At 63.1% G+C, this 23653-nt stretch carries 19 protein-coding genes and 1 pseudogene; 10 read left to right on the top strand and 10 right to left on the bottom strand.

What is annotated here, in order from left to right:
- Positions 1-76: 76 nt before the first annotated feature.
- Together EKO19_RS18235 and EKO19_RS18230 are read right to left on the bottom strand one after the other, a co-directional pair.
- Entirely contained in the window at positions 77-2164 is a 2088-nt protein-coding gene (locus EKO19_RS18235; RefSeq protein WP_129777881.1) for a TonB-dependent receptor plug domain-containing protein, read from the bottom strand.
- Positions 2165-2325: 161 nt separating this feature from the next.
- Positions 2326-3504: an acyltransferase family protein gene (locus EKO19_RS18230; RefSeq protein WP_129777880.1), complete on the bottom strand. Its 1179-nt coding sequence runs from the start codon at positions 3502-3504 to the stop codon at positions 2326-2328.
- 138 nt (positions 3505-3642) lie between these two features.
- On the opposite strand from EKO19_RS18230, the gene bla reads away from it, so the two are divergent.
- Positions 3643-4530 (top strand): subclass B3 metallo-beta-lactamase, encoded by an 888-nt coding sequence (gene bla, locus EKO19_RS18225; protein WP_129777879.1) that lies wholly within the window; start codon positions 3643-3645, stop codon positions 4528-4530.
- A gap of 13 nt (positions 4531-4543) precedes the next feature.
- Here the strand turns inward: bla and EKO19_RS18220 are convergent, their stop codons facing one another.
- Positions 4544-4990: a helix-turn-helix domain-containing protein gene (locus tag EKO19_RS18220; protein ID WP_175597101.1), complete on the bottom strand. Its 447-nt coding sequence runs from the start codon at positions 4988-4990 to the stop codon at positions 4544-4546.
- 70 nt (positions 4991-5060) lie between these two features.
- Between EKO19_RS18220 and EKO19_RS18215 the strand changes: the two genes are divergently transcribed.
- Both EKO19_RS18215 and EKO19_RS18210 read left to right on the top strand, forming a co-directional pair.
- Positions 5061-5915 (top strand): class I SAM-dependent methyltransferase, encoded by an 855-nt coding sequence (locus tag EKO19_RS18215; RefSeq protein ID WP_129777877.1) that lies wholly within the window; start codon positions 5061-5063, stop codon positions 5913-5915.
- Positions 5916-6065: 150 nt separating this feature from the next.
- Positions 6066-6485: an ExbD/TolR family protein gene (locus tag EKO19_RS18210; RefSeq protein ID WP_129777876.1), complete on the top strand. Its 420-nt coding sequence runs from the start codon at positions 6066-6068 to the stop codon at positions 6483-6485.
- A gap of 3 nt (positions 6486-6488) precedes the next feature.
- Here the strand turns inward: EKO19_RS18210 and EKO19_RS18205 are convergent, their stop codons facing one another.
- Complete coding sequence (locus EKO19_RS18205) at positions 6489-6869, bottom strand: VOC family protein (RefSeq protein WP_129777875.1); 381 nt, start codon at positions 6867-6869, stop codon at positions 6489-6491.
- Between the two features lie 280 nt (positions 6870-7149).
- Here EKO19_RS18205 and EKO19_RS18200 point away from each other — a divergent pair, with 280 nt between their 5' ends.
- A complete protein-coding gene (locus EKO19_RS18200) occupies positions 7150-9363 on the top strand; it encodes a TonB-dependent receptor (RefSeq protein ID WP_129777874.1) in 2214 nt (737 codons plus the stop codon).
- Positions 9364-9415: 52 nt separating this feature from the next.
- Here the strand turns inward: EKO19_RS18200 and EKO19_RS18195 are convergent, their stop codons facing one another.
- Entirely contained in the window at positions 9416-9892 is a 477-nt protein-coding gene (locus EKO19_RS18195) for an Lrp/AsnC family transcriptional regulator (protein ID WP_129777873.1), read from the bottom strand.
- Positions 9893-10047: 155 nt separating this feature from the next.
- Here EKO19_RS18195 and EKO19_RS18190 point away from each other — a divergent pair, with 155 nt between their 5' ends.
- A complete protein-coding gene (locus tag EKO19_RS18190) occupies positions 10048-11178 on the top strand; it encodes a pyridoxal phosphate-dependent aminotransferase (RefSeq protein WP_129777872.1) in 1131 nt (376 codons plus the stop codon).
- Entirely contained in the window at positions 11171-12550 is a 1380-nt protein-coding gene (locus EKO19_RS18185) for an MFS transporter (RefSeq protein ID WP_157995320.1), read from the top strand. Before EKO19_RS18190 ends, EKO19_RS18185 begins: the two co-directional genes overlap by 8 nt.
- On the opposite strand, the gene EKO19_RS18180 is transcribed toward EKO19_RS18185, so the two are convergent.
- From EKO19_RS18180 to EKO19_RS18170, 3 genes are all read right to left on the bottom strand, one after another.
- Positions 12547-13737 (bottom strand): amino acid aminotransferase, encoded by a 1191-nt coding sequence (locus tag EKO19_RS18180; RefSeq protein WP_129777870.1) that lies wholly within the window; start codon positions 13735-13737, stop codon positions 12547-12549. The two genes, EKO19_RS18185 and EKO19_RS18180, sit on opposite strands and share 4 nt — an antisense overlap.
- 188 nt (positions 13738-13925) lie before the next feature.
- A complete protein-coding gene (locus EKO19_RS18175; RefSeq protein ID WP_129777869.1) occupies positions 13926-15488 on the bottom strand; it encodes a sodium/sugar symporter in 1563 nt (520 codons plus the stop codon).
- A 61-nt stretch (positions 15489-15549) separates the two neighbouring features.
- Positions 15550-16491: a Gfo/Idh/MocA family protein gene (locus EKO19_RS18170; protein WP_129777868.1), complete on the bottom strand. Its 942-nt coding sequence runs from the start codon at positions 16489-16491 to the stop codon at positions 15550-15552.
- Positions 16492-16641: 150 nt separating this feature from the next.
- Here EKO19_RS18170 and EKO19_RS18165 point away from each other — a divergent pair, with 150 nt between their 5' ends.
- The 3 genes from EKO19_RS18165 to EKO19_RS18155 all read left to right on the top strand — a co-directional run bounded on the left by EKO19_RS18165 (position 16642) and on the right by EKO19_RS18155 (position 20834).
- The gene (locus EKO19_RS18165) at positions 16642-18450 is read left to right on the top strand and encodes an IlvD/Edd family dehydratase (protein ID WP_129777867.1); all 1809 of its coding nucleotides are present in this window, start codon (positions 16642-16644) and stop codon (positions 18448-18450) included.
- 80 nt (positions 18451-18530) lie between these two features.
- Complete coding sequence (locus EKO19_RS18160; RefSeq protein WP_407676657.1) at positions 18531-19652, top strand: aldose epimerase family protein; 1122 nt, start codon at positions 18531-18533, stop codon at positions 19650-19652.
- Between the two features lie 33 nt (positions 19653-19685).
- Positions 19686-20834 (top strand): endo-1,4-beta-xylanase, encoded by a 1149-nt coding sequence (locus EKO19_RS18155; RefSeq protein WP_129777865.1) that lies wholly within the window; start codon positions 19686-19688, stop codon positions 20832-20834.
- Between the two features lie 45 nt (positions 20835-20879).
- Here EKO19_RS18155 and EKO19_RS18150 read toward each other — a convergent pair whose 3' ends face one another.
- Entirely contained in the window at positions 20880-21626 is a 747-nt protein-coding gene (locus tag EKO19_RS18150) for a FadR/GntR family transcriptional regulator (RefSeq protein WP_129778517.1), read from the bottom strand.
- A gap of 231 nt (positions 21627-21857) precedes the next feature.
- A pseudogene (locus EKO19_RS18145) lies at positions 21858-22927 on the bottom strand (catalase); the annotation flags it as partial.
- A 128-nt stretch (positions 22928-23055) separates the two neighbouring features.
- Between EKO19_RS18145 and EKO19_RS18140 the strand changes: the two are divergent.
- Positions 23056-23595, top strand: coding sequence for an SRPBCC family protein (locus tag EKO19_RS18140; RefSeq protein ID WP_217705434.1), 540 nt, complete (start codon positions 23056-23058; stop codon positions 23593-23595).
- The last annotated feature ends 58 nt before the right edge of the window (positions 23596-23653 follow it).

Below are 23653 nucleotides of genomic sequence, written 5' to 3'. Positions count from 1 at the left end.
TCCACCGAGCGGCCGGTGATGGCGACGGTGGCGCCGTCGCTCAGGAACTGGCGCGCGGCTTCCAGTCGAAGATCGATCAGAACGTTCTGCGGACTTGCAGCTGTACGAAGCGGAGCGCGTCGATGTGACGATCCTCGTGATAAAGAATCTCGCCGCTGGCGCGCGTGCCGTCATACACCGTGCGCCACCGGCTCTTCGGGCGTCCGGTGAAGTTGTTGAACATCAGGCGGACCACGGTGTCGGCCTTCGGCGTCCAGTCCCAATACAGTCGCAGGAAATGATCCCAATGATCGGTGCGGACCTCGCCGGTCCTGAAATGAGTTTCGCGCTTGCTATAGGAGTTCTCGAGCGACAGCGTCGAGCCGAACGACGGGAACTCCTTGGTGATCAGCACGTCGCCGCCGACCGGCGCGTGCTTGGTGATGCGTCGGGATTCATGAGTGACCGGATCGTCGACCTTGGACCAGTTCCAGTCGCCGTTGAAACGCAGCAGCGTGCCGGACAGACCGATCCGCTCCAGCGGCAGTGACAATCCGAACGCGATCTTCTCGCGCGTGCCGCTGCCGAGATTGCCGGGCGCATCGAACTGGCCGACCGGCACCAGATCGACCACGTTGCTGACTCGCGAGTACATATAACTCAGCACGATGGCGCCGCTGCCCCAGAAGCGATTCTCGATGCCGCCTTCGAACTCCCACGCGTTCTCGGGGCGCAGCTCGGCATTGCCGCCGTTGATGGTGCCGGCGTCGAGCGATGCCTGGGAGGCGAAGTCGCGGAATTCGAGCTGGCTGACGGTGCGTTCGATACGGCCACGCAATTGAATGTCCGGGTTCAGATCGAAGCGGACCGTCATGCGCGGCTTCGGGTAGCTCAACGTGCGCCTGGCCTGATGATCGCCGGACTGGCTGATCGTCGATCTTTCGTAGCGCATGCCGATGTCGCTCGCGAGCCGCGGCGTGACCTTCCAGCGCACATCGACGTACGCCTCGCCACGACGCTCTTCGATCTTCACGTTGTCGGCGGGCAGTTCCACCGCCGTGCCATTGCGCGTGAGGCTCGCGTCGACCTCCAGAAAGTTATACGCGCCCTCCAGACCGCTCTCGATGGTCACGGCGGGAGAGGCGCGATAGGTCGCCGAGCTGCGCAGGATGGATTCACCACGGAATGCCTCGTCCTCGGAGCGTTGCAGATTGACTGCATCGATCGAGTCGGCCGTGATGACCTTCTTTTCCAATGTCTGCAGCAACAGCATGCGGCCGGTGAGCGCGTCACTGAGCGAATGTTCGTAGTCGACGCCGGCTTCGCCTTGATCGAGGTTGATGTTGGTGACGACGCGCGAATCGAACGTCTGCGGCACACCGGTGCGCGGCGTGAGAATGTCGAACTGCTCGTTGTCCTGACTGGTGCCGCCCACGTTGATCCGCAGCAGCCCGGCCTGGCCCTGATATTCGGCCGAGCCGCTGGCCTGCAACTGACGTTGACGCCAGTCGGTCTCGAAGTCGCTCGCGAGAATGACGTCGCGAGCGGCATTGCGACGGATCAGCTCGCCGGTGCCCGAGTCGCCGTACTTCTGCTCGTCACGAAGATTCAGCGTGCCGTTGAGCGAGAGCCGATCGATGTTGCTGGCCGACTCCAGTCGCAAGCCGACGCCCGGGTCGTGATCGCCCGCGAACAAGCCCGTGATTTCAGCCGCGTGCGTGCTCATGTCGCCACTGGAGCGGACCACGTTCGCGACTACCGATTGACCTTGCATGTTGATGCCCGGCGCGCCTCCTCGGATCACTTCGATGGCGGCGACGCCGGATACCGGAATACGTCGAAGCACATCTTCGAGCAACACTGCCTTCGAGGTCGGGCGCTGACCGTCGATCAGCACGTTGCCCAGCGCGCCCGCGAAACCACGCACGGTCGTGTCGCCCGGCTCGAACGCGAAGCCCGGCAGACGCTTCACCATGTCCAGCGCCGTGGTCGGCTGGAACTCAGTGAAGAACGTTGCTTCGTAGCGAATGACGCCGGAGCCTGCATTCACCGGTAAGGCCACGATCGACGCGCCACCGATGGGAGGCTCTTCGGGATCCGAGGTCGGGGCGGGCTCAGCGGCGAGCGCCGCTGAAAACGGAATGCACGCGACGAGTCCGTACACGACCGATTGAGTATCCCGCATGCATGCTTTCCGCCACCTTGTAGTAGTTAAAAGTAATTTTAGGTAACGGCCGCGGACAGGTTCATGTGATTCGCGCGGCAAACGGCGGGCCGCTTGCAACGATCAAGCGGCGCGGGGCGGAGCGGTGGAAGAATGTCTGCGCGGGGCGATTTGCGCGACTTTTAACTGGCGTCGCGAACGCCTGCGCTGCGGCTCGTGGACTGCCAACGTGCCCGGGCTGCATCGAACACAGCACGCGTCGCCTTCTGAAGCGCAGGTTCCGGGACCTTGGAGATCCACCAGCTGAGCGTCAGCACGGCCGCGATGGTGATGGCCAGTGCGACGGAGGAGGGAATGCCCGCTTCGATGAAGGCCCCCAGCAAGGCGCCGCCGGTCACGTTGTGGAGCAGATAGAGCGGGTAGGTCATCAAGCCCAGGCGCCGCAGGAGCTGCAGGCACCAGGCCGGCAGTTGCTGCGCGCGGGCGTTGTTGGCGACCGCGATCCAGAAGAACAGCATCGCGCTCAACCAGATCACGCACGGCGTGAGCGGCGAGAAGGACAGGCCGGTCTTTTCCAGTTTCAGGACGCTCTCGCCGGCGATCTGTAAACAGCCGCCGACGGCGAACAGCGCGAGCCAGGCGAGCTGGCCGCGGGAGGACTGCTTCAGGAAGTGCGACCACAGCAGCACGCCGAACGCAAAGAACACGCCGTGCTGGATCAGCAGCAGCTGTGCGAACCTCGACCATTGCACCTGGCTGAAGATCTGGAACAGCGCGCTGTTCCGGTCCTGGGCGGCCGCGGTATAGCCGATCCAGAACAGCGTGCTGATCAGTCCGATACTGCACATGATGGGTTTGATCCAGCGCTGCCGGTGGCTCATGAGCAGCACGAACATCAGTGCGTAGAAACAGATCTCGACCCCGAGCGTCCAGTAGACGCTGTCGATCCAGGCGCCTTTGGGGAAGAAGCCGACGCTGCGGACGTACATCGCGAGCAATGACAGCGGCCGGGTGCCCACGTCGACCAGCAGCCAGGCGAGCAGCGCGATGGTGGCGCAGATCCACACGGCGGGCACCAGGCGCGTGAAGCGGCTCACGAAGAATTTATAGGCCGAGCTGCGCTCCGCCGACACGACGATGACGAAACCGGAAATCACGAAAAAGATCTGCACGCCGGCCCAGCCGAACGGCGCGAGCGTGGTCCAGTCCTTGAAATTGGCCACGCCGTGGGAGGCGATCGCGACTTGCCCGGTGGGGAAGGCCCACGACCAGAATGCCAGGTGGAACACCATGACGATGCAGGCGGCGAAGAACCGCAGCAGGTCCAGTCCCGGGACGTATTGAGCTTGGTGGGCTTTCATCAGCTGAACGCGAACCTTAACAGCGCGGTGCTCGCATGCGCAGTTGTCGCGATCTGCTAACACTCGGGGTTGCTGCCACAATTGATCACGATCTGCGCGCGGCAGCTCGCTAAGCTCGTGGAGCAAGGAGAAATTACCATGTCACGCATCCTGACGCTCGGTATCGTCGCTGCTTCGTTGTCGGTCGCTGGCCAGGTGCAGGCCGCGGCGATCGAGTGCTCCTATTGCGAAGCCTGGAACAAGGAGCAGGCGCCGTTTCAGATCTACGGCAACACTTACTACGTCGGTCCGCGCGGCCTGAGTTCGGTACTGATCACCTCACCGCAGGGGCACGTGTTGATCGACGGGGCGTTGCCTCAGTCGGCGCCGCTGATCGCAAAGCACGTCGAGCAACTGGGTTTCAAGATGACCGATGTGAAGATCATCTTGAATTCGCATACTCATTACGATCATGCCGGCGGCATCGCCGAGTTGCAGCAGCTGACCGGCGCAAGAGTGGTGGCAAGCGACAAGGCCGCGACGGTCCTGCGCAGTGGACGGGTCGGAGCCGATGACCCGCAGGTCGGACATCTGTTGCCTTTTCCGGCCGTTGCCAATGTCGTTTCGATCGGGCGCGGGCAGTCGGTCGAGGTGGGGCCGCTGAAGTTGAGCCTGATGCACACGCCGGGCCACGCGCCGGGTGGCACGTCGTGGCGGTGGCAGTCGTGCGAAGCGGGTCGCTGCTTGAACCTGGTGTACAGCGACAGCTTGAACGCAGTCTCGGACAAAGCCTTCAAATACGGCGGCGATCCGCGCTATCCCACGGCGTCGAGCGATTTGAAGTCGAGCATCGCAGCTATCAGCGCTGCGCCTTGCGATGTGCTGATCACGGCGCATCCGGAGCTGTCGGGCATGTGGGACGTGATCGATGAGAACGGCAAGGGGGATCGGGCCAGGCTGATCGATTCAACCGCCTGCCAGAGATACGCCGAAGGGGCGAAGCAGAGGCTCGAGCAGCGGCTCGCCAGCGAAAAGGACAAGAAGTAGCGCATTCTCGAGGTCATCGACGGCGCGAGGGCACTCGACGCGTCCTGTTCTCCGGCTCGAATTCGAGTCGGCCCGAACTCGCCAGTTTCACCAGATGCAGAAAGCGCGGGCACTCCATGTGATTTCGCGCCTTGCAGGCCGCGGCGTGGCGCAGCCCGTCGCGCATCGCGGTCAGCCGACGAATGACCTGATCGAGCTCTTCGGCCTTGGCCGTCAGGCGTGAACGGTCGATCTGGATGCCGCCGTTCGGCGAGAAGGTCTGGGCAATCTCCTGCAGGGAGAAGCCGGCCCAGCGGCCCAGCGCGATGATGGCCAATTGCTCCAGCACTTTGGCTTCGAACAGACGCCGCAGTCCGCGCCGCCCCACGGAGGCAATCAGCCCTTCCTGCTCGTAATACCGGAGTGTCGAGGCGGGCACGCCGGCGCGTCGTGCAACTTGCGCGATGTCCAGGAGTTTCACACTTGACCTCAAGTCGACTTGAGTTTGTACAGTGGGCTGCATCGTAGGGGCACTCGAGGCGGGAGTCAGCATGAGCGAGGCACGCGCGGTCAATCAGGATCAGGTGGCGCTGTGGAATGAGGCGTCCGGACGCACCTGGGTGGAAATGCAACAGGTGCTCGATCGGATGCTCGCGCCGTTCGAGGCCCCACTGATCGATGCAGGCTTCCCCGGGCAGGGCGGGCAGGTGCTCGATGTCGGCTGCGGGGCCGGCGCGACGACCCGGGCGATGGCCCAACGATTGGGGACGAGCGGGCGCTGTGTCGGTGCCGATATTTCTGAGCCGCTGCTCGCGGCCGCGAAGGCGGGGACCGCTGCCGATGGAGTGGGCACGGCGACGTTCATACAGGCGGATGCGCAGACGCATTCATTCGATGCCAACCGTTTCGACGCGGTGATCTCCCGGTTCGGCGTGATGTTCTTCGACGATCCGGTTGCCGCGTTTACTAACATCCGTCGCGCAGTGCGCGTTGGCGGCAAGCTCGCCTTCGTCGCGTGGCGAAGTCCCGCGGAGAATCCGTTCATGACGACGGCCAAGCGCGCGGCGGAACCGTTGTTACCAACCCTGCCGGCGCCCGATCCCAACGCACCCGGTCAGTTCGCATTCGCGGACGGCGATCGCGTCCGTCGAATATTGGAAGCCAGTGGCTGGAGCGATATCAACCTGGAACGACTGGATGTGGAAGGCGCCGCGGCCCAGCCGGAGTTGCTGGCCTATGTGACAAAACTCGGCCCGGTGGGGCTTGCCTTGAAAGAAATGAACGACGAGGCGCTGCGAGCTCGCGTCATTGAAGTCGTGCACGCGGCATTCCGGCCGTATATAAAGAATGGCGAGGCGCGCTTCTCGATGGCGACCTGGCTGGTGACGGCGATCAACAAACAATAGCAATAGCGAACTCCTGTCGACCGACGGCGGCAGGGAAAGTTCAGGTGGCTTGTACTGGCTTTGCGCGCCGGCGCGCTACGTTACTTTTCCAATCCATCACTCGAATCCGCTTCAGCTTCAGTCGATAGCTCTCACAGAAGGAGTTACGTCATGGCGATGAGCATTTCCGCAGGTGGTACCAACGAGCCGATGGTCGAGATGAACACGACGCCGCTGATCGACGTCATGCTGGTGCTATTGATCATGTTCATCATCACGTTGCCGGTGATGAACCACAACATCAGACTGGACATGCCCATCTCCGACGGCGGCAGAACCCAGCCCGAAGTCATCAAGCTGGCCATCGAGTCCGACGGCACGATGGTCTGGAACGGCACCGTCATCGAGAGCCTGGCGCAACTGGAGCACCTGTTCCGCGCCGAGGCGGCCAAACCGAACCAGCCCGAGCTGCACGTCCGGCCCGACAAGCGAGCGAAGTACGATCAGGTGGCTCACGTGCTCGGCAGCGCTCAGCGCAACGGCATGAAGCGCATCGGCTTCGAGGGCCAGGAGCAATATCTCAACGAGTGAGGCTCACTCCGCCGCATTGATCACGGCCTCGATGCGATAGCCGTCGGGGTCGATCACGAACGCGGCGTAGTATTGCGGGCCGTAATGGGGACGCAGCCCCGGCGGCCCATTGTCACGTCCGCCATGCCGAAGCGCGGCGGCGTGAAATTCATCGACTTGATCGCGACGGCTGGCGGCCAACGCCAGATGAAAACCCGCTCCGGGAATCGCGATCCCTTCGGTTACCAGCTTCAGCGCCAGTTTGTCGCCGCCGCCCGGCGAGCCGTAACCCACCGCAGTGCTGTCGCTCCACACCCGCACGAACCCCAAGGGCGATAACACGGCGTCGTAGAAGGAAGCCGCACGCTCGAGATCTCGAACGGCGAAGGACAGGTGATGAAGCATGGCGGTCCTCGAGGTTGATCCGGGCGCAATCATTGGGATTTCCCGCAGAGCTGTCCATAATTTTCGCCGAACCCGGGGTTCGCGTTAAAAATCCACGCGACCGTCCGATTTCCCGGCCAAGAAAGCACACTAAGAACGGCGGGCCCGCTATAGAGTTTTTACGCGAATCGAGGCCATGGCCTCGCGCGGGGGCGCCCCCATTTCGGTCGGCGCCGGGTTCACTTCTTAAATAAGGCTGTGCGCGCAGGCACGCGTCAAGCCGTCGGGGAATGCCAATCGTATGCGTGATCAATCGATTCTCTGGGCCAGCGGCGTTCTGTGCAGCCTCGCGATGTCGCCAGTCCTGGCGCAGTCGCAGTCCGAACCCGCCGTCAACGATCTGGAGGAAGTGATCGTCACTGCGCAGAAGCGTTCCGAGCGTCTGCAGGACGTGCCGGTCGCGATCTCCGTGCTCGACGCCGGCAAGATGTCCGAGCAGGGCTCGGTCGAGTTGCGCGACTACTTCGCGCAAGTCCCGGGCTTGAGCATGAACGCCCGCGGCGCGGGTCGCACTCAGCTCATTCTTCGCGGTATCTCCACCGGCACGGGCGGCAACCCGACGGTCGGTATCAGCATCGGCGACTCGCCGTTCGGTTCGTCCAGCTCGCGCGGCGGCGGCGACTTCATGGTGCCGGATCTGGATCCCTCCGATCTTCAGCACATCGAAGTGCTGCGCGGTCCACAGGGCACGCTGTACGGCGCGAGCAGCATGGGCGGCCTGGTCAAATATGTGATGGCCGAGCCCGACACCAACGAATATAGCTCGCGAGTGCAGGTCGACGGTTCCACCGTCGCTCATGGCGGCAACGGCTACGGCGTACGCGTCGGCACGAATCTTCCCATCATCTCCGACAAGCTCGGCGTGAAGCTGAGTGCGTTCCAGCGTGAAGACGCGGGTTACATCGACGATACGTTGTCGGGCGCCAAGGACGTCAACGAAGCTCGCGTTCGCGGCGGCCGCGTGGCCGCGCTGTGGAATGTGACGGACAAGGTCAAAGTGCAGGCGTCGGCGTTGTTCCAGGACGCGCGCGCTGGCGCGACTCCGAACGAAGATGTGACGTTCAACTACACGCCGCTGGCACGCGAGTACACGCATGAGCGTCTGCCGCAGACCGACGGTTTCGAAGGCGACATCCGCTTCTTCGACACCACCGTCACCGCCGATCTGAATTGGGCGGCCCTCGACTCGATCACCTCGTACGGCAAGATCAATCACGACGGCCCGCAGGACGTGACCGGCACGTTCGGTCAGTTCACCGGTATCTTCGCCGGTCGCCCCGGCCTGGGCGTGGTGATCGACAACAAGCTGCAGACCGAGAAGTTCTCGCAGGAATTCCGGCTCGCCTCGCCGGAAGACGGTCGCGCGTTCGGCTGGCTGGTCGGCGCCTTCTACACCAAGGAAGACAGCGAGGGCTATCAGCGCCTGCGCATGGTCGACCCGCAGAGCGGCGACAACCTCGGCCTCGCGCCCTTGTACGACGGCACCACGCCGAGCACGTTCAAGGAAAAGGCGGTGTTCGCGAATCTTTCTTATAAGTTCACCGATCGCTTCGACGTGCAGATCGGCGGTCGCTACAGCGAGAACGAAGAGAACTACAGCGAGCACATCACCGGCCCGCTCAACGGCGGCGAGACCCACGATGGCGGCGGTTCCGACGAGAGCGTGTTCACGTACTCGTTCAATCCGCGCTATCGCATCAGCGATCACTTGATGTCGTACGTGCGCATTGCCTCGGGCTATCGCGCCGGCGGTCAGAATCAGCAGCTCGGCATCTCGACGACGGCGATTCCGCCGACGTTCGGTTCCGACGAGCTGGTCAGCTATGAGCTGGGCTTGAAGGGCGACTTCTTCTCGCGCGCCCTTACCATGGACATCGCGGCGTTCTACATCGACTGGAGCGACATTCAGCTGCGCCAGGTCGATCAGAGCACCGGCGAGTCGTTCATCGCGAACGGCGGTCAGGCGAAGAGCCAGGGCGTGGAGTTGAGCTTCGTCTGGTCCATCCTCGAGGGTCTGACCTTGAATGGTAACGGTGCGTACACCGATGCCGTGCTCACCGAGAACGCGCCGGAAGGCACGTACGGCTTGAGCGGCGACCGTCTGCCGTACTCGGCGGAGTGGACCGGCACGCTGTTCCTGACGCAGGAATTCCCGGTCACCAACAGCCTCGACGGCTTCGTCAGCGGCGGTGTCACTTACTTGGGCGATCGTCTCGCGCCGTTCAACAACGTCGCCACGACGCCTCGCTTCGTGATGCCGAGCTACACGACGTTCGATCTGCGTGCCGGTGTCAGCTCGGGCGCCTGGGACCTGACGCTGTACGTCAAGAACCTGACCGACGAGAAGGGCTACTTGAGCGCCACCCCGCGCAATTCGACCACCGGGTTGAGTGCGTATGGTGTCGGTGTGATGCAGCCTCGCGCGATCGGCATGTCGCTTGCGATGAAGTTCTGATCGGGCCTGCGTGCGGATCATCTGAGCGCAGGCCCGGATGATCCGCCGCATCTCAGGCCGGGCGCGTGGTCGCGTAGACGGGCAGGGCGGAAGTGTTCTTCACGTCGTCGATCACGATGACCGACTTGAGCGTGCCGACGATCTCGACCCCCGACAGCTGACCGAGCAAATCCCGCAAGTGTTGCAGGTCACGCACATACGCCTTGAGCAGGAAGTCGCCATCGCCGGTCACCATGCAGCACTCGAGAATCTCCGGCGCGTTGGTGACCAGCGTGTGGAATTCGGAGGCGACCTGCGAGTGCTGTTTGAGCGTGACGGTGATGTACACCTTCAAGCCCAGCCCGAGCGCCCGCGGATCGAGAATGGCGGCGAAGCGCTGAATCAACCCCGTGTCGCGCAGATGTTTGACCCGCCGGGAGCACTGGGAGTGCGACAGAAAAACGCGCTCGGCCAGCTCGGCCATGGTCAGGTCGCCCTGCTTCTGCAGGGCTTCGAGAATGCGCACATCGAACGAATCCAACTCGACCATCGAGCTCACCTGGCTGCGGTGCCGGCGCGGCGGAACTGCCGTGTGAAAAATAGACGCTCTTTCGCGAGTATTTGCAAGCTTTTCGCGCCGGATCCGGGATCTGCGCGGCAAATGTCAATGATGCGCCTTACTGGCGCAATTGGTCCCCAGGTTTCATGGACACGCTGAACTCTCACGACTACTCCAGATGGTGCCGCCGCATCGTCGAGGAGTCGCAATCCCATGCGCAGGCGAACCTGCTGTTCGACAGCTCGATCGCCGAGCCGACCGAGCTGCTGCGCGAACGGATCAATCGCTGCTTCGCTGGCCCGCTCACGTCGCGTTATCGCAGCACCTTCGGCAACGGCAATCCCTTCGTACTGGATTCGCTGGCGGCTCGTTACGACGTGCCCCGCGACTCGATCACGTGCACGACAGGCGCGAGCAGCGGGCTCGCGATCATCTTCAATGCCTACGTGGAGCCGGGCAGCCACGTGATCGTCGAGCGGCCGTACTTCGATTTTCTGCCGGCGCTGGCACTGAATCACGGCGCGCAGGTGAGCTTCATCGAGCGTCGCGCGCCGGAGTACGCGATCGATCCGGAGCAACTCGCGGCGTTGATCCGTCCCAACACGCGACTGGTCGTGCTGACGAACTTGAACAATCCGACTGGCGCCCATCTGAGCGATGCGCAGTTGCTCAGGCTGGCGAGTGTCGCGGAGCGCGCGGGCGTGAAGATTGTCGTCGATGAGGTGTACGGCGATTTCGTGAGCCTCGGTACGGCCGCGAGACTCTCGCCGGCCTTCATCAGCGTCAACAGCTTGACCAAGGTCTATGGGTTGTTCTCGCTCAAGTGCGGCTGGATCATCGCGGGCGAAGAGGCGCGGGCGCGGATCAATGCGGTGTATGAGCGATTCGAGTTTGGGTTGTCGAAAGTGGCGCACACCGTCGCCGCCGTCGTGCTCGAGGACATGCGTCCATTCGAGTCGCACTGGCGTGGGATCCTGTCGGCCTCGCAACCGGTCGTGATGAAGCAGGCCGGAGAGCTGGCGCGCGCGGGCCTGCTGACCGGAGATGTGCCCGAGTTCGGATGCATGTATTTTCCGCGCCTGGTCTTCAACGTCGACGATGTCGCTGTGACGGATTGGCTCTGGCTGCATCACGACATCGCGGTCGCGCCCGGCAGCTACTTCGGCAGCCCGGGGCATCTGCGCATCGGTTTCGGCCGTGATGCCCGGGACGTGGCCGACGGAATGGAGCGGCTGCGCCTGGGGCTTCTGCAATATCGCGAGCTTCACAATGTCTGAGACACCACAGCTCACGTGGACCGCCAGGCTCGGCTGGGCCTTCGGCCAGTCGGCCATCGCCAGTCACATGGCGATCATCAGTGTGTATCTGCTGTTCTTTCTCACTGAAGCGCATCACGTGCCGGCTGCGCTCGCCGGCGCGGTGCTGCTCATTCCCAGAATCTGGAACGTAGTCACCGATCCGCTGGTCGGCGCAATCTCGGATCGCACTCGCTCGCGCTGGGGACGACGCCGGCCTTACCTGCTGTTCGGCTCGTTGCTGTGGGGGGCGGCATTCATCGCGATGTTCTGCATGCCGCGGTTGGATAGCCCCACGGCTGCGGCGATGTTGTTCTGTGTGATGTTTCTTTTCGTGAATACGGGCGTGAGTCTGTATCACGTGCCGTACTCGGCGATGGCGCCGGAAATGGTCAGCGACTATCGCGGCCGCCTCTCACTGGTGGGCTACAAAGAAATGGCGGCACGTATCGCGGTGCTGGCAGCGATCTCCATTGCACCGTTGCTGATCGCCGCCGCTCCCGATCAGTTGGCCGGATACCGCTATGTCGGCATCGCATTCGGTGGGCTGATCGTTCTCTCCGGTCTGGTCGCCTTCGTGACCACCGCGAATGCCCCTTGCGTAGCGTTCGAGCCGCAGGCCATGACGTTGCGGGATCAGTTACAAACGTTGCGCCAGAACCGGCCGCTCGCGCAGTTGAGCATCGCGTATCTGATCGCGAACATCGCCGACGCGGCCTTCGCCGGCATGTTGATTTACTTCGTCACGGTCGTCGCGAAGCAGAGTCCGGCGGTGATGGGCGTGCTGTACCCGCTGGGCGCAGTGACGAGCGTGTTCATGACGCCAGTGTGGGCGAAATTGGGCGCGCGCTTCGGCAAGCGTGAGGCATGCATCGCCGCCTACGTGGGGCTCGGGCTGTGTTGGCTCGCGCTGCTGGTGTTGCCGGCGGGGCAGTGGTGGTGGTTGTATCCGCTGATGATCGTGTTCGGTTTCTTCAATGCAGGCGAGCAACTGCTGCCCAATGCGATGGTGCCGGATACGGTCGAGTACGACGAGATGATCAGCGGTGCCCGCCGCGAAGGCACGATCTATGGCGCCTGGGTCTTCGTGCAGCAGACCGGCATGGCGTTCGGCAGCTTCCTGGTCGGCGTGCTGCTGTCGACGATTGGATTTACCGGCGTGGAATCGGCGGACGAAGGTGTCGCGCTGGGCGTTCGCTATACGATTGCGGTACTGCCGGCGCTGTGCGTGTTCGTCGGTGTGCTGATCATCCGACGTTATCCGCTGAGTGTTGCAGAGTTCGCGCGGATTCAAACCATTCTCGCCGAGCGTCGTGCTCCCCTTCGCGAGGAGCGCGACGCTCGAGTCGTTTAGACGACGGCGCCGATCGCCTTGGCGATGTAGTCCACCGATTCCAGGCTGACGCCGGCGATGTTCATGCGACCATCGCGCGTCATGTAGATGTGGTGCTGCGTGCGCAGCGCATCGGCCGCCTCGGGTGTCACGGGAATGGTCGAGAACATGCCACGCTGTTTCTCGATCACGGAGGCCATCTCGGCACTACACGTCTTTGCGAGCGCCGCCGCGAGGGCGCGACGCAGAGTGAGCATCCGCTCGCGCATCGCGTTGACCTCATCACGCCAGTCTTCGCTCAGTTTCTCATCGCTCAGGATGCGAGCAACGATCGCCGCGCCGTGATCCGGCGGCATCGACCAGATGCCCCGCGCGATCTTGCGAAGGTGGCTTGCGGCCGCGTTCGTCTGCGCACTCGACTCGGTGAGCACCATGAGCGCGCCGACGCGTTCACGATACAAACCAAAGTTCTTCGAGCACGACACGGCGATGAGCGCTTCGGGCACCGTGGCCGCAACCAAACGTGCGCCTTCGGCATCGGCAACGATGCCTTCGCCCAGGCCCTGATACGCGATATCGACGTACGGCACGAGACGACGCTGCAACAGCACGTCGGCGATCTTGCGCCACTGATCCATCGACAGATCCGCGCCCGTCGGGTTGTGACAGCAGCCATGCAACAGCACGACATCGCCCGCGGGCAGCGTGCTCAAACGCTCCAGCATCGCATCGAACTTGACCGTGCCGGTGCGAGGCTCGAAGTAGGGGTAGCGCTCCAGTTTCAAGCCGGCGTTGCTCAGCAACGGCACGTGATTGGCCCAGGTCGGATCGCTGACGTGCACGGTCGGACGGTGGCTGCCGACCATCAGCAGCTCGGCGCCCAGACGCAAGGCGCCGCAGCCGCCGGGGGCCTGCAGGGCACGCAGACGGCCGCTGGTCAGTGCCGGGTGTTTGCTGCCCAGAACCAGCTCGGTCATGAGCGCATTGAACTGCTCGTTACCGGCCGGGCCGGTGTAGCTCTTGGTTTGCTGGTCGGCGAGCACGGCCTGCTCGGCGGCGCGGACTGCGCGCAGCACCGGCGTTTTGCCATGCTCGTCTTTATAGACACCGACACCCAGATCGATCTTCGTGGCGGCCGTATCGGCGCGAAAGGCCGCCATCAAGCCGAGGATGGGGTCCTCGGGCAGCGCTTGCAGGTTCTCGAACAAGGGGCAACTCCGTGATAGGCGGGCGGCGACCCTCGGTCGCGCCGGGTAAATTTGACCCGCCTATCTTAAAGCCGCTCAGCGCCGCTTGTCTCCCAGCATGAATTCCCGCGGCTGGCGCGCAGTGTACGAGCGCGCCCCGGGTCTGTCATCGACCGCCGGGCATACCGTCATTCCCGTACGTTCCTGGGTTACCACCACACCGTGTAGAGCGCGACCAGAATCGCGACCACACCGAGCGAGCATACATTGAAGCTTGCCGAGGTCTTGTAGCTCACGTCGGTGGTGTTGACCCGATTCGCCGCCGCGGTCGCCGGCTGCCACAGCGAGAACACCACGGCGAGTGCCAGTGCCAGCAGGAAGACGACCATCATGCGGTCCATGAAGGGCAGGCCGGGCCACAGCGCCTTGATCGCGATGGACAGTGCGAACGAGCCGACGGTGGCGGCGAGGGCGCCAGCTTCGGTGGCGCGCTTCCAGAACAGACCGAGCATGAAGATCACGACGATGCCCGGCGTAAAGAAGCCGGTGTACTCCTGAATGTATTGGAACGCCTGATCGAAGCTGCCGAGCAGCGGACGCGCGGTCAGGATCGCGAGCAGGATCGCCACCACCGCGGTGATGCGACCGACCAGCACCAACTGCTTCTCCGGCTTGGGCTGACCCATCTTGTTATAGATGTCCAGCGTGAAGATGGTGGCGATCGAATTGATCTTGGAGGCGGTGGACGCAATGATCGCCGCGATCAGCGCTGCGAACACCAGGCCGGCGATACCGGTCGGCAACAGGCGCATCATCGTCGGATACGCTTCATCCGGCTTGGCCAGCGTCGGTGCGAGAATCACGGCGGCGATGCCGGGCAGCACGATGATCACCGGCATGAGCAGCTTCAGGAAGGCCGCGAAGATCACACCCTTCTGCGCTTCCGGCAGGCTCTTCGCCGCCAGCGCGCGCTGGATGATGTATTGATTGAAGCCCCAGTAGCTGAGGTTCGCGATCCACATGCCGCCGATCAGCACCGACAGGCCGGGCAGGTCCTTGTAATAAGGATGCGCGGCGTCGAGGATCATGTGGAAATGGCCGGGTGCGCGTTCCAGCAACGTGCCGAAGCCCGCCACGACGCCGTTGCCACCGCTGATCTCATTCAACGTCAGATAGGAAACGAGCAGCCCGCCGAGCACGAGCAAGGTCACTTGCACGATGTCGGTCATGGCCACAGCGCGCAAGCCACCGCGCAGCTGATATACGAGCGCGAACACACCCAGCCCGACCAGCGCCCAGGTTTGATCGACGCCGGCGACCTTGGCCACGGCGATCGAGCCGAGCCAGATGATGGACGTGAGATTCACGAAGACATACAGACCGAGCCAGAACACCGCCATCAACGTGCGGATGCGTGTGCCATACCGCTGCTCCAGGAACTGCGGCATGGTGTAGATCTTGTTTTCCAGGAAGATCGGCAGGAACCATTTGCCGACGATCAGCAGGGTCAGCGCCGCCATCCATTCATAAGAGGCGATGGCGAGGCCAATGGCGTAGCCCGAGCCGGACATGCCGACGATCTGTTCGGCCGAGATGTTCGCGGCGATCAGCGAGGCGCCGATGGCCCACCAGGGCAGGGTCTTGGACGCCAGGAAGTATTCGGCGGAGTCTTTCTCCTGGCCGCCCCGCTCGCGGGACACCCACTGGGCGAGGCCGAACAGACCGATGGCATAAATGACAATGATGATCAGATCGAGCGTGGCTAGCTGCATGTTGGTTTGTTCTATGTCCGTGGTCGCTCTTCGTCGCAGAGGGCCGCTCAGCGAGGGCGCTTCAGAAATGGAAAGCGGCGCTTTGCTGGCGGTGGCCGAGCTTGAAGGCGTCCGCGACGAGTTGCAATGGTGATGAGTCGACGTCGCTGCTGCCGGTCGCGATCAGCTCCGCGAAGCGCTGGTAGAGTCGCGAGTATTCCTGGTCGGCGGCGGCGAGGCACGGCGTCTCATTGATGTACAGACGGCTGCCGCCTTCGGAGAGCCGTAGCGTTTCCTGAGCGGTGACGACTTCGATGTCCCAGCAGGGTGTGCCGGCGTAGAGGAAGTCGAAGGAGGCATCGACGCGCGCGGATCCATGAGACATCGCGAGCTCGGCTGCGATGGGCGACTGCCAATTGCTGGGAAATTCCAGCGTCGCCGAGCGCACCGTCAGTTTGCCTGGCAGGATGCGCGTCAGGATGGACAGTGCGTTGATGCCCGGATCGAACACGCCCATGCCACCGGCCTGCAGAATCCAGTGCTGCCCTGGATGCCAGACCCGAATGTCTTCCTTCCACGTGACTCGCACGCTCTCGATGGAGCGTTGACTGAGCCACTCACGCGCCGGCGCGACGCCCGCCGCCTCGCGCGAATGCCAGGTCGTAAAAAGCGTCCGCCCGCGTTGCTGAGCGCGTTGCTCCAGATCGTTAACCTCGGCGACGGTTGCCGCCGGCGGTTTCTCCAGCATGACGTGAAGTCCGGAGTCGATTGCCTCGCGCGCCAGCTCGTGACGACAAGCCGGTGGAGTACATAGCGAGACGGCATCGATCTGAATGCCAGAGGCCAGCATCGAGCCGATGTCAGTGAATGTGGACACGTGGGTGAGGGGGCCGTCGCGATTGACCGCGGCCACCAGCTCGAAAGCGTTGCTGCGCGCGAGCGCCGGCAAATGCTGGTCGCGCGCGATTTTACCTACCCCCACGAGCGCCAGTCGTATCGCTGATCCCACCGTTCGAGTCCTCATCGGGCCGACGGCAAGACAGGGCGCTGGCATTTGCGGGCGCTTGCGGCTATCTTCGTCGCGGCAAAACTGATTTATATGATATATAGGCTTTATAGACTGCGACACCGCCAATAGCAACAGCGGGGTCGCCCGCCAGCCCAGGGGATTTGAATGATCGATGCTGCTCGGGAACCTCACGGCCGTCGCAAATTGCGCTCCCGGTCCTGGTTCGACAATCCGTCCAATCCGGACATGACGGCGCTCTATATAGAGAAATACCTGAACTATGGCCTGTCCATCGAGGAGCTGCAGAGCGACCGGCCCATCATCGGCATCGCGCAGACCGGCAGCGACCTGACGCCCTGCAATCGGCAGCACCTGGTGCTGGCCGAGCGCATCAAGGCAGGCATCCGCGAGGCCGGCGGCATTCCGCTGGAATTTCCGCTGCATCCGATCCAGGAAACGGGCAAGCGGCCGACCGCGGGCCTGGATCGCAATCTCGCTTATTTGAGCCTGGTCGAGACGCTGTTCGGCTATCCGCTCGACGGCGTGGTGCTGACCATCGGCTGCGACAAGACGACGCCGGCCTGCCTGATGGCGGCCGCGACCGTGAATCTGCCGGCCATCGCCTTGTCGGTGGGCCCGATGCTCAATGGGTTCCACGAAGGCAAGCGGGTCGGTTCGGGCACCATCGTGTGGAAGGCGCGCAGCATGCTGGCGGCGGGTGAGATCGACTACCAGGGCTTCGTGCGCCTGGTGGCGTCGTCGGCGCCGTCCACCGGCTTCTGCAACACCATGGGCACGGCGACGACCATGAACTCGCTGACCGAAGCGCTCGGCATGTCGCTGCCGGGATCGGCGGCGATTCCCGCGCCTTATCGCGATCGACAGGAATGTGCGTATCGCACCGGCCTGACCATCGTCGACCTGGTGAATCAGGACCGCAAGCCTTCGGACATTCTCACGCGCGACGCGTTTCTGAATGCGATCCGCGTGAACTCGGCACTCGGCGGTTCGACCAACGCGCCGATTCATCTCAACGCCATCGCGCGTCACATCGGTGTGGAGCTGACGCTGGAAGATTGGGAGAAGCACGGCCGCGACGTGCCGCTGCTCGTGAATCTGCAGCCGGCCGGTGAATATCTCGGTGAAGATTTCTATCGCGCGGGCGGCGTGCCTGCGGTGGTGGGAGAGCTGATGCGGCAGGGCCTGATCGCCGGCGGCGCACTGACGGTGAACGGCAAGACCATCGGCGAGAACTGTGGCAATGCCAAAATCCTCGATGAGGACGTCATTCGCCCCTTCGCGAAACCGCTGAAGCCCACGGCCGGCCTGACCGTGCTCAAGGGCAATCTGTTCGACTCGGCGATCATGAAGACCAGCGTGATCTCACCGGACTTCCGCGCTCGCTATCTGTCGGATCCGAACGATCCGGAGGCGTTCGAAGGCAAGGTCGTCGTATTCGATGGCCCTGAGGATTATCACGCGCGCATCGACGATCCCGCGCTCGGCATCGATGACCGTTCGATCCTCGTGATTCGCGGCACGGGCCCGATCGGTTATCCGGGCGGCGCGGAAGTCGTGAACATGCGCCCGCCCGCCGCGCTGATTCGTGCTGGCGTGGATGCGCTGCCTTGTATCGGTGACGGTCGCCAGTCCGGCACGTCGGGTTCACCATCGATTCTCAATGCGTCGCCCGAAGCGGCGGTCGGTGGCGGCCTGTCGCTGCTGCGTACCGGCGATCGCGTGCGCATCGATCTGCGGCGTCGTGAAGTGCGCGTGTTGATCGAGGATCAAGAGCTCGCGGCACGTCGCAAGGAAGTCGAGGCGGCGGGGCCGACGTATCCGAATTCACAGACGCCGTGGCAGGAAATCCATCGGGCGCTGACCGGGCAGTTCGAGACCGGCGCGGTGCTCGAGATGGCCGTGAAGTATCAGCGCCTGGCGCAGACCGTGGACAACCTGCGCGACAGTCACTAGTCACCACCGTCGATAGGGGCAGTTCGATGTCGAAACGTTCGATGAGTGCGACGCTTGCCGGCGTCGCACCGCTAAGCCTGATGTGCGCCATGTCACTGACACCTGCAGTTACCCAAGCCGCCGACTACGCGCGGTCCTCGTTCGGCAAGCTCGCCGATGGTCGCGCGGTCGAAGCGATCACCTTGCGCAATGCCAAGGGCGTGCGAGCGGCGGTCATCAATTACGGCGCGGCGTTGCAGTCGCTGGTGATGCCGGATCGCAATGGCACGCTGGCCGATGTGACATTGGGGTACGCCTCGCTCGATGGCTATCTCACCAAGCCGGAATACTTCGGCGGCACCGTGGGTCGCTTTGCCAACCGCTTGGCGGATGGCAAGTTCACGTTGGATGGCAAGGTTTATCAGACGCCGCGCAACGATCATGGCAACTCGCTGCATGGTGGCGAGCGCGGCTTCGACAAAGTGCTCTGGGAAGTCGTCGAGGTGAAGCGCGGCGACACGGCGTCGGTCCGCATGCGCTATATCAGCAAGGATGGCGATCAGGGGTATCCGGGAACGCTGACGGTGTTTGCGACCTACTCGTTGAACGAAGCCAACGAGCTGCGCATGGAGTACACCGCGACGACCGATGAGCCGACCATTGCGAACATCACCAATCACGCTTACTGGAATCTGGCAGGCGAGGGCGCCGCGGTGGGCGCGATGGGCCACGTGCTCACCATTCCGGCCGAGCACTACACGCCGGTGAACGACAAGCTCATTCCGACCGGCGAGTTGCGACCGGTCGCGGACACGGTATTCGACTTCCGTTCGCCGCAGCCGATCGGCGCGCGCGTGCGTGAAGCTCGCGAACAACAGATCGTTTTCGGCAAAGGCTACGATCACAACTTCATGATCGCTCGCGACGTGGCCAAGGAGCCGCGCTTGCTGGCGCGGGTCGAGGAGCCGACCACCGGGCGTGGCTTCGAGTTGCTGTCGAATCAGCCGGCGCTGCAGTTCTATTCGGGCAATTTCCTGGACGGCACGGTCATCGGCAAGTCCGGTCGCGCCTATCGCCAGGGCGATGCGCTGGTGCTCGAGCCGCAGTTGCCGCCGGATCTGCCGAATCAGCCCAAGCTGGGCACGGCACGACTCGATCCGGGCACGACGTATCGGAACGTCATCGTCTATCGTTTGTTTGTAAACGGAGCGCGCGCGCACTGAAGCGCCTGCCACCGCCATTCACAGGAGAACTGCATGAATAAACCCCGCTTGACCGCGCTCGTTGCCTTGTTGCAACTGGCGGCGTTGCTGACACTGTCGTCGCCGGCCTCCGCGGCCGAGCGATGGACGGAGCAGCAGGCGCATGAGTGGTACAACCGCCAGCCCTGGCTGGTCGGCGCCAACTACATTCCGGCCAATGCCATCAACCAGCTGGAAATGTGGCAGGCCGACACCTTCGATGCCGCGACCATCGACAAGGAATTGGGTTGGGCGCAGTCCATCGGCATGAACACGATGCGCGTCTATTTGCACAACCTGCTGTGGGAGCAGGATGCGAAGGGTTTCAAGCAGCGCATCGATGCGTTCCTCGCGATCGCGGCCAGGCACAACATCAAGCCCATCTTCGTGCTGTTCGACAGCTGCTGGGATCCGGAGCCGAAGCTCGGCCCGCAGCGTCCGCCGATTCCGGGCGTGCACAACCCGGGCTGGGTGCAGGCGCCGGGTCGTGCGCGACTGGAAGATGCCTCTGGTTATCCGAAGCTGCGGGAATACGTGCAGGGTGTCGTCGGCGCGTTCGCGAAGGACCCGCGCATTCTCGCGTGGGACGTTTGGAACGAGCCGGACAACGACGGCGGCGGCAATTACAAGAAGCACGTCGACAAGCAGAAGTATGTCGAGATGCTGCTGGGCCAGGTGTTCGATTGGGCCCGCTCGCAGCAACCGACGCAGCCGCTGACCAGCGGTGTGTGGCATCACGACGACTGGTCGTCGCTGGACAAGCTGAATCCGATCGAGAAGATCCAGATCACTCAGTCCGATGTGATTTCCTTCCACGATTACAGCTGGCCCGAAACGTTCGAGCGTCGCGTGAAGCAGTTGCAGGCTTATGGCCGCCCACTGCTGTGCACGGAATATATGGCGCGCGGTAACGGCTCGACGTTCGACAACTCACTGCCGCTCGGCAAGCGCTACAACGTCGCGATGGTCAACTGGGGCCTGGTCGACGGCAAGACCCAGACGCGCATGCCCTGGGACTCGTGGAAGAAGCCATACACGCTGGAAGAGCCGACCATCTGGTTCCACGACGTGTTCCGTGCCGATGGCACGCCGTATCGTGCGGCTGAAACGGAGCTGATCAAGCGTCTCACCAGCTCGCCGCGCGAAGCCGCGGGCACTCGATAAAGAATCCCCCGTCGGACGAGGCCAGGGACGGCTTCGCCTGACGTTCTATTTGCGCTTCGCTTTGCCGTTCCTGGATTCCGGTTCGACCGTATCGATCAGATCGAGCACGTCGCTGACCAGTTTCTTCATCGCCGCGCGCGCCTTGTCGGGCTGACGTTTCAGGATGGCCTGGGCCACGGCGGCGTGATCCGGAATGCTCGCCGAATGTCCCTTGATGCGGTTGGTGAATTGAATCGAGCTGCGTAAGGCGGTGGCGACGACGTCCTGGAACTGCGCGAAGAACGGATTCTTCGAGCCCTTCAGTACCGCGACGTGAAACGCGATGTCGGCTTCTAGAATCTGATCGCCGCCGGTCTCGGCTGCTTTCATGCGTTCCAGGCCGGCGTTGATGGCCGCGAGCTCGTTTTCATCAGCGAGCACGGCGGCCAGCGCGGCCGCTTCGGGCTCGATGGCGGCGCGCAGCTGGTTGAATTGTCTGAGTAGCTCCACCGAGAATTTTCTGTTCAACAGCCAGCGCAGTACGTCGGTATCGAACAGATTCCAGGACGAGCGTGGCTGCACGATGGTGCCTTGACGGGGACGGGCGCTCACCAGCCCCTTCGCGGTCAGCATCTTCACCGCTTCGCGCGTCACCGAGCGGCTCACGCCGTGCTGTTTCGCGAGCTCCGCTTCGGTGGGAAACGGACCATCGTCGTATTTGCCGGTGACGATCGCACGGCCCAGCGCATCGAGCAGGCCATGGGTGAGGTTTCGGCCGAGGTTGAGCCGCAGCTCCGCGGGAGTGGTATCGATCACGGTGATGACTTGAATGTCCTATTCATCATATAAATGAACAGTACCATTCAGCGACGCCGTCTGCCACAGTGCGACCACGGATCGCGGCGCGCGCAGCTGCAATACTCTGCGTATTTCGATCAGCTGCTCATCGATGCCGCAGGTCGCGTCCCGAGCCGCCCGTCTTCCTGGCCGGCCGGGCAGCGACGTTTGCTGCCGAAGCATCGTCTTCGGACGCGCCATCCGTGTCAGGTAGTTGAGGCCGACGCGATAGCGCTGCGTGTCCGAATAGGAGAGGGTGCGGCCCTGTAACATCTTGTCGTCAGAGAAATCGATGCCGTCGACCAGCACCCCGGTGCCGAACGCCGACTGCTCGGTCTCGGCGAACACGTTCGAGGGATTGCGATCGAGCACCATCCGCCCGACCGGCAACAACGGGAATGTGTCTTCCGGCCAGCGCTTGGTGTCGTCGAGCGGATCGAAGTCGAGCTCGGGATGCTCGCCGTCCGCCATGATCTGCACGCGCATCTCCCATTCCGGATAGTCCTTGCGCTCGATGGCGTCGTAGAGATCGTGGGTTGCATGGCCGACGTCTCTCGCCTGGATCTCGGCGGCCTGCTGGCTGGTGAGATTCACCACGCCGAGCTTCGGTTCGAACGAGAACTTGCAGAGCACCGCCTTGCCGTTCGCGTCGATGAGTTTGTATGTATTCACGCTGGAGCCCTGCATGTGGCGATAGTCGGCGGGAATGCCCCACGGACTCTTCACCCACGTGACCATGTGCAGGGCTTCCGGATGTAACGACACGAAATCGTAGAAGCGCCACGGCTCCTGGCGGTTGGAAACCGGGTCGGGCTTGAACGCATGGATCATGTCCGGAAACTTGATGGCATCGCGGATGAAAAAGACTTTCAGATTGTTGCCGACCAGATCCCAGTTGCCGGCGAGGGTTTTGAATTTGATGGCGAAGCCGCGCGGATCGCGGGCCGTCTCGGGAGATTCCTTGCCGCCGATCACGGTGGAGAAGCGGACGAACACCGGCGTCTTGATGCCGGTCTGTGTCAGCACTTTCGCACGGGTGTACCTGGACGCGGGCTCCTTGCCAATTTTTCCGTACGCTTCGAAATAACCATGAGCACCGGTACCGCGCGCGTGCACGACGCGTTCGGGAATCCCTCGCGATCGAAGTGCGTGATCTTCTCGATGAACTGATAATTCTCGAGCGTCGCGGGACCGCGCTCGCCGACGGAGCGCAGGCTCTGATTGTCGGTGACTGGATGACCCTGACGAGTGGTCAGCGTGCGATGCTGGTCGGCCATGGCGGGCTCCTGCGATGAGCGAGGACGTTCGAAGGGAATCGCTGCCGGCGGCGCGCCGTTCCTGTCCCTCGCCGCAATGGCCGGCGACGCGACCGATGCGATATGCTGGGCGAAAGCGAGGGGACTGCGTGAACGACCAGCGATCGTCGGATGACGAAGACGAGCCGCGCGAGTACAGCTCGCCCGCGTGTTATCTGCACGAATTCGAGAGTTACAACCGCGTCGACTCCGCGAGCCGGATCATTCATGCGACGCCGGAGAAGATCTATCGCGCTCACATGGATCCACAGGCGCTGATCGTGTGGCTGCCCCCGGTGGGCATGACCGGTCGCATCGAGCAATTCGAGCCACGCGTCGGCGGCACATACAAAATGGTGCTCACTTATGAGCAACCATCCGTGGCGGCCAAGACCACGGAGAGTTCCGATTCCGTTCAGGGGCGGTTCGTCGAGCTGGTGCCGGGCCGGCGGGTCGCGCAAATCGTCACATTCGATTCCGACGACGCGGCGTTCGCCGGTGAGATGAAGATCACATGGACGTTCATGCCGGTGCCGGAGGGCACGCGAGTTGAGGTCCGGTGCGAGAACGTGCCCAGAGGCATCCGCCCCGAGGATCACGCCGCCGGCCTCGCATCGTCGCTGGCCAATCTGGCGAAATTTTGCGAATGAAGCGGATTCTCTGAAGCTCCGCCCGCATCGCCGCCTGACGACGCTCGCGGGTGTCGAC

The sequence above is a fragment of the Peristeroidobacter soli genome (assembly GCF_004138485.1).
Taxonomy (GTDB): Bacteria; Pseudomonadota; Gammaproteobacteria; order Steroidobacterales; family Steroidobacteraceae; genus Steroidobacter; species Steroidobacter soli.
The sequence above is the reverse complement of the archived record's forward strand: the minus strand, read 5'-3'. Positions and strand labels throughout refer to the sequence as shown.